The 6,000-nt window shown below is 64.7% G+C and carries 5 protein-coding genes and 1 tRNA gene; 1 reads left to right on the top strand and 5 read right to left on the bottom strand.

The genetic code is table 11. The features are described 5' to 3' along the window. Nucleotides 1-1,672, bottom strand: a 1,672-nt coding sequence (locus tag QZT63_RS18800) for an AsmA family protein (protein WP_290653412.1), incomplete at its 3' end; no start/stop codon positions are given. Between the two features lie 192 nt (nt 1,673-1,864). On the opposite strand from QZT63_RS18800, the gene QZT63_RS18795 reads away from it, so the two are divergent. Then, a complete protein-coding gene (locus QZT63_RS18795; protein WP_290653410.1) occupies nt 1,865-2,362 on the top strand; it encodes a host attachment protein in 498 nt (165 codons plus the stop codon). A gap of 180 nt (nt 2,363-2,542) precedes the next feature. Here the strand turns inward: QZT63_RS18795 and QZT63_RS18790 are convergent, their stop codons facing one another. The 4 genes from QZT63_RS18790 to QZT63_RS18775 form a co-directional block, all read right to left on the bottom strand. After that, nucleotides 2,543-4,591, bottom strand: a complete 2,049-nt coding sequence (locus QZT63_RS18790; RefSeq protein WP_290653408.1) for a TRAP transporter fused permease subunit — start codon at nt 4,589-4,591, stop codon at nt 2,543-2,545. Nucleotides 4,592-4,735: 144 nt separating this feature from the next. Next, on the bottom strand, nt 4,736-5,422 hold the full coding sequence (locus QZT63_RS18785) for a TAXI family TRAP transporter solute-binding subunit (protein ID WP_290653406.1): 687 nt from the start codon (nt 5,420-5,422) through the stop codon (nt 4,736-4,738). Between the two features lie 30 nt (nt 5,423-5,452). After that, nucleotides 5,453-5,770, bottom strand: a complete 318-nt coding sequence (locus QZT63_RS18780) for a hypothetical protein (RefSeq protein ID WP_290653404.1) — start codon at nt 5,768-5,770, stop codon at nt 5,453-5,455. Between the two features lie 39 nt (nt 5,771-5,809). Next, nucleotides 5,810-5,883: transfer RNA gene (locus tag QZT63_RS18775), tRNA-Gly, on the bottom strand. Nucleotides 5,884-6,000: the final 117 nt, after the last annotated feature.

Genomic DNA, 6,000 nt, shown 5'->3' with positions numbered 1-6,000 from the left:
GCTCCAGGTCAACGCCTATGAAATCCCCCTCGGTAAACGCGAGGTCGGCCCGCGCCACAAACTCGCGCACCAGATCCATCACCGTGATACCACGGGTCTCGCCCTCCAGATGCAGCCCGGCAGTGCCGCGCAACAGGTCACGCCCCAACAACTGCTGCACGACAGGCTGGGCCTGCACGCCGCTCAGGCGTTCATTCACCCGCACCGCGAGCGCGTCGCCGGTGGCGTCCAGGCGGATATCACCGTGGTACTCACCGCCGTAAAGCCGGGCCACCAGGGGATGGATGCGAATATGCCCGCCTTCGGCGTGCACCTGGATGTTGATGTCCGAGAGCTCGAAACCCGCGATGAGCAGCTCCTCAAGCCGGAAACGGCCGTCCAGGTTGAGCGCCCGCAACGCCTCTAGCGGGATTTCCGCCCCCTCGGGGTCTTCCTCGCCGGCCTCGCCAACGGCGACACCCCCCGCCCCTTGCTCGTCGGTCCCTGGGGGCAGGTATCGGTCCGCCTCGAAGCGGGTCCCGGCCAGGTCGAAGCGGATCATGGGGTCTGCAAAGTCGGCCACGCTGCCCGTGCCGCTGAGCCGCGCGCCGTCGAGGTCAACCCGCAGCTCCGTCAGCTCGGCACGCTCGGCGCTGGCACGGAACACACCATCCATGGTGAAACGGCGCAGGGCGTCCGGGTCAGCGGTCTCCGGAACGCCCTGTTGCAGGCGCTCGAGCACGTCACGCAGATCCGTCTCCGGAATATCAAACCGCCCGTCCACACGGGGATCGCTGGTCAGACCAACCACGTCTGCTGCGGCGTTAAGCCGCAGGCCCGCGGAACGCACCACAAGATCGCTCAGGCTGGCGGAATCGCGTTCCAGATCGGCTTCCAGCAGCACGCTCAGGCTTGTCTCGAGCCCTTCGTCCGGCAGACCTTCGGCAAACGTGCGCAGGTCCAGCGCCTGGATCCGGGCGCGGAATCGCTGGAGATCGTTACTCGCTCGGAGCAAGGCCTCCAGCGAGCCCTCCAGCCGAGTCGCGTCACCCAGGCTGACGGCCCAGTCGCCATCCAGGGAGACATCTTCGTCCAGTACTAGCTCACCGAGGCGGATGTTCACGGGGCCGGCCTCGTGGCGAACGCCCGTCTGCCAGTCCTCGAAGGTGACGTGCATATCGGAGATGCGAACGCCCTGGATGGTGCCGATGGTCACGGGCAACTGAGCGGCCACGGGCGGCTCGTCTTCCGGCGGCGGCTCGTCCGTGACTTCCGGCTCCTCCTCGTCGACGGGGAGGTCGAAATCCCAGTTGGCCTCGCCCGCTTCGTTGACGATGAGGTTCGCCCGCAAACCCTCGAGGCGGACCGTGTCCAGGACAACCTCCAGGCGTAGCAGGGGCAGCAATCGCACGGCGACTCCGGCGCTGTCGATGCTGACGAAGGGGTCGTCACCGAAACCCTCCCGGTTCTCAAGCCGCGTGCGCCCTAAATCCAGGCCAAGCCAGGGAAAGAAGGAGAGGCTGATGTCCCCGTCGATCACGAGCTCGTGACCCGTCCGCTTTGCCACCAGCTCCTCGATATCATCCCGGTAGTCGTTTGGATCCACCAGCAATACCAGGGCCATGATGAGCACCACCACCAGGCCGGCAAGGGCCGCAAAGGCGATGACAAGCCACATGAAAATCCTTGGCATACCGGACCCCTTCAAATGCTCGCGAGGTTACTATACTTTAGACAAGGGGACCTGAGACAGAACCGCCGCTAGCTGTGCGACATCCCACAAACCAGGCCCCCGATAGACTGTGCCGCCCTTCTGGACGCAAGGTTGGCGGCTCGTCTTGTGCGAGAACACGGCCGTTCTGCCGTCAATACCAGGAGATCACGTATGAGTCATTATTGTGTGGTCGTTGCTGAAGGATCCAGAGCCCGCTTTTTTACCGTCGAACCCCCAGAACTCCCCGAACTCCAGTCCGGACCAGACCTCATCGAACGCAAGACCATGAACAACCCGGATCACCAGAGCCACGGGGAGGATCTGCTTGCTGATGTGCGCTCAGGGCGCAATCGCCCGGCCAACGGGCCGGGCCATGGCTACGATGATCACCGGGATCAGTATGATGCGGAATGCGAGCGCCGCTTCGCCCGCGAGATTGCCCAGGAACTCGACACCATGACGCGTCGCAATGGCACGCGCCGGGTGGTACTGTGCGCCGAAAAGCGCATGCTCGGGTTTCTCCGACCAACGCTGCAGCACGCCATCCCCAAAGGGGTAGACCTGCACGAAGTGCCGAAAGACCTTGCCAAGCTCTCGCCGAGAAAATTGCACGAGCGCCTGGCCAGTGACGGGCACATCCCCCGCCGCCGCAACCGTCAGTCGCACTAATACGGCCACCATCTGCCGCGCGACGGGCAGATAAAACGGAAACGACCACGCCCCCGCATCCGGGGGCGTTCCTGTTTACCTTGCTATCACTCAGTCGACACCATGGGCTGCCGCAGCGCCCAGTGGGACGCGCGCCCGCACGCGGGCCGCGTTGTCCTGCCGTCGCGCGGTAACCCACCCTCAGGCGGACTCCGGGGCTGGCTCCAGCGGCTTCGTACGCAGCGCCCGGCGAGCACGCAGCAATCCCCAGGCGGCCACCATCAACGTCGGCAGCGCCGCCGCCCAGGCGATGGACTCGTCGGGATGCACGATGACAACGGCGGCAAGCAGGGACAGCACCACTCGCACTGCCCAATCCCGCTGGCGATGGCGGCTGAAGTTACCGTACAGGACAAAGATTACGCCGATTGTGCCGATCAGCAGCAGCGTAAATGCCGGCAATTGGGCGACGCCCGGATCCACCACTAACCCTGGCCGCGTGTAGACGCCCGCCATCATGATCAGCAACGGCACGCACATGCCAAGCGCGGCAATCATGGTCCGCACGAAAGGCGCCTCCGCAATGCGCGAAGTGACCGCCGCCACCACCGACGTGGGCGGCGAGAGCTCGCCGAACACGGCCACCAGAAACGCAAAGAAGTGCGCCACCCACGGGTCCACCCCGGCGCGGACCATAAACGGCGTAGTCACCACGGCGACGATAATGTAGGTGGGTGCCACAGGCAGCCCCATGCCCACCAGATAACCGAACGCAAAGGCAACCAGCACCATCAGCGCCAGATTGGCGCCGGCGAGTTCCATCAACAAAATGCCCACCTTGGTCGGCACGCCGGTGATGGTGAACGCCGCCGTCAATATGCCGAGTGTTGCCAGAAGGACGGTCAGCTCCGCGGTGTTGACGGAGAAGGTCTCGATCATGCGCACGAAGGGTCGGCCGGCGTCGCGTAGCGCGCCGAGACGCAGCAGCCCGGCAAGGTTATCCCGCGCCGCCCAGATCAGCCGCGCGACATACAGCACGCTCAACGCCATCAACAGCCCCATGAAGACGAGCTGAGCCGATGACATAGCGGCGCGCCGCTCCACCCCCATGAGCCAGATTAGCCCGATCACTGCCAGGCCATAGGCGCCCAGATTAGCCATGTCGAGCGGAGTAACCGGCTCCTTGCGCGGATTAACGGCGCGCTGCATGTATCGCCCCGCGAGCAGGTACACGGCCAGGCTGACGCCAAGGAAGTACAGAATCGCCGGCGCAAAGCCGCGGGCCACCACATCGAAGTAGCTCACCCGCATGTACTCGGCCATCAGAAATGCCGCGATACCCATGAGCGGCGGCATAAGCTGCCCGCCCAGCGACGCGGCGGTCTCGACGGCCGCCGCCTTTACCCGCGGAAAACCCGCCTGGATCAAGGCGGGAATGGTTGCCGTACCCGTGGTCGCAGCATTGGCGGCACCGCTGCCCGACACAGCGGCAACGGAGAAACTGCCGATGATGGCCGCCTGGGGCAGCATGCGCGGCGAACGCGCAGCCAGCCGCGAACTCGCCACCAGGATGGAATCAATACAGCCGAAGGCGCGCAGCACCGCGAGCACCAGCATGAACGAGCCGATCAGAGTCAGCCCGAGCTGCGAGAGTCGCGCGAATACCCCGTTGGAGATCTCCAGGCTGGAGGCGGTGAGGATGCGCTCCCAGCTCATTCCCGGGTGGCTGAACATTCCCGGCACAAGGTAGCCGTATGCCGTGTAGAGCAGTAACGCCACGATGACGAGCGCAAGGGCAAGATAGCGCCGCCGCGTGTACTCCAGCACGAGCAATGCAACGATTGCTCCCACCAGCTGATCGTGGTCGTTCCAGAATCCAACGCGGTAGATGCGGATATTGTCGAACTCGGCGATCAAGTAATGCGAGGCGTACAGCAGCGCGCCGGCGTACGCGGCCCCCACCACTGTGGCGACAAGCGGCCCCAGCGCGGGGTAGAGATTGCCGTTGCGCAAGTCGTTGAGATACGCGAGCGCCACGGCGACCGGCACCATGGTGACCGCCAGCAGCGTCGCGCCGCCGGCGCCGGTGAGGTAATACGTGGTCAGGTAGGCGAAGAAATACAGCGACAGGCCATAGAACAGCAGCTGGCTGACGATGCTGCACCAGTATTGCGCGCGCGTGCTCGGCCGGTTTTCCCCTTCACGGGCGGCGGTGCGGCTCGCGCCCGGGTCGTCCTCGTCACTCGTCATCCAGGGCATCCACCGCTGGAGATCCCTGCCGGACCCCGGGTGTGGCAACGGGCGCAAGCGCCGCCCACCGGTTCCGGCGATAGCACCCTCGACATACCCTCGCTGCGACCGGCGCCGTCCTTACCGTCGATACGTGATTGCGACTCAGTAGACCCAGTCGTCCCACGCCTCGTCCCAGGCGTCACGTTCGCGCAGGAAGCGGGCGAGCCCGGGGTGTACCGGCACACTCCCACCCGAGGCGGCAATGCCACGGCGCTGCAGGCCGACGAGATCGTCATCGATCTGGGCAAACGCCGCGTTGGCCTCGAGCAGTTCTTCAGAGTGGGCATCGATCAGCGTGAGCATTTCGTACAGGTCATCTTCGGGCACATCGGGACCGAGGTGGAAGCCGTAGAAGAACGGTACGAAATGCGCGACGTCGACGTGTACATCCGAGTCGAAACTGTCCGCGTCGACCGACACGACCTCCATGCCGGCCTGCTCGATCATCGCCCGCTCCTCCTCGCTTGGATTGAGGATTGCGGCATCAGAGGTCAGTATCGCCTCCGTAACCCAGGGTGCCGGGCTGACCTCGCCGGTGGTGTAGGCAATGAAGCCATCGATCGTGCCTTCACTCAGGGACGACCCGGCAATGTCGATGTCGATCTCGGTGTACTCATGGCCGACGCCAGCGGCAGCCATGGCACGCTCCAGCTGCGCGCGCACGTCCCACGGTGCCGGCCCCGTGAACACCGATGCCCCGGCCAGATCGCCCCAGCCGGCGAACTCGCCCTGGTCGTCGGCGCGAACGGCGAGCCCCACCTCCATGGTATACGCCCAGAAGGACTGCACGGGCTCACGCTCCATGGCGTCGCGGAAGCCTTAGAACCGGCCGCTGTCATCGGCTAGCTCCTGGAATGCCACATCGGCGCCGTAATAGCCGTCGAACTCGCCCAGGGCGTAACCACGCACGGTCGCCACGGCGCCGGCCGTCGGCAGTACGGTGATCGAGTACCCCTCCCATTCGCGATTGAGCATGGCCATCAGATCCACCTTCACCGCGTGGCCGGCCGAACCGACGGACGACGTGGCCCAACGCAGCTCGGTGGGATCCTGGGCTGTGGCGCTACTAGAGACTGCGGCCAGCAGCACGACGGCGCTGGATGCGTAAAGAGCAGTCTTGATCGTTTGATGGGTCATGCGGTCCTCGGTGCGGAACCACGACCTGGAGGGAGAAGATGGAGCGGGTGATGGGAATCGAACCCACATTAAGAGCTTGGGAAGCTCCCGTTCTACCATTGAACTACACCCGCCCTATGCGTCTACAAAATGTAGCCGCGAAGCCGCCATCTTGGCAAGCCCTGTCCGGACAGCGGGGTTGTTGTTGTAGAATACGCCCGCATATCGTCGATTGAGGAAGCTATTAGCGG

Origin of the sequence: Aquisalimonas sp. (assembly GCF_007120195.1) — a bacterium.
In the GTDB taxonomy this organism is placed as follows: domain Bacteria; phylum Pseudomonadota; class Gammaproteobacteria; order Nitrococcales; family Aquisalimonadaceae; genus Aquisalimonas.
Note: the sequence above shows the minus strand (reverse complement) of the source record. Positions and strands in the feature narration are given on the sequence as shown.

Coding starts and splice junctions, on each gene's coding strand:
- QZT63_RS18795 (WP_290653410.1), top strand. CDS start 1,865: ATGAGTCATTATTGTGTGGTCGTTGCTGAAGGATCCAGAGCCCGCTTT.
- QZT63_RS18780 (WP_290653404.1), bottom strand. CDS start 5,770: ATGACCCATCAAACGATCAAGACTGCTCTTTACGCATCCAGCGCCGTC.
- QZT63_RS18790 (WP_290653408.1), bottom strand. CDS start 4,591: ATGACGAGTGACGAGGACGACCCGGGCGCGAGCCGCACCGCCGCCCGT.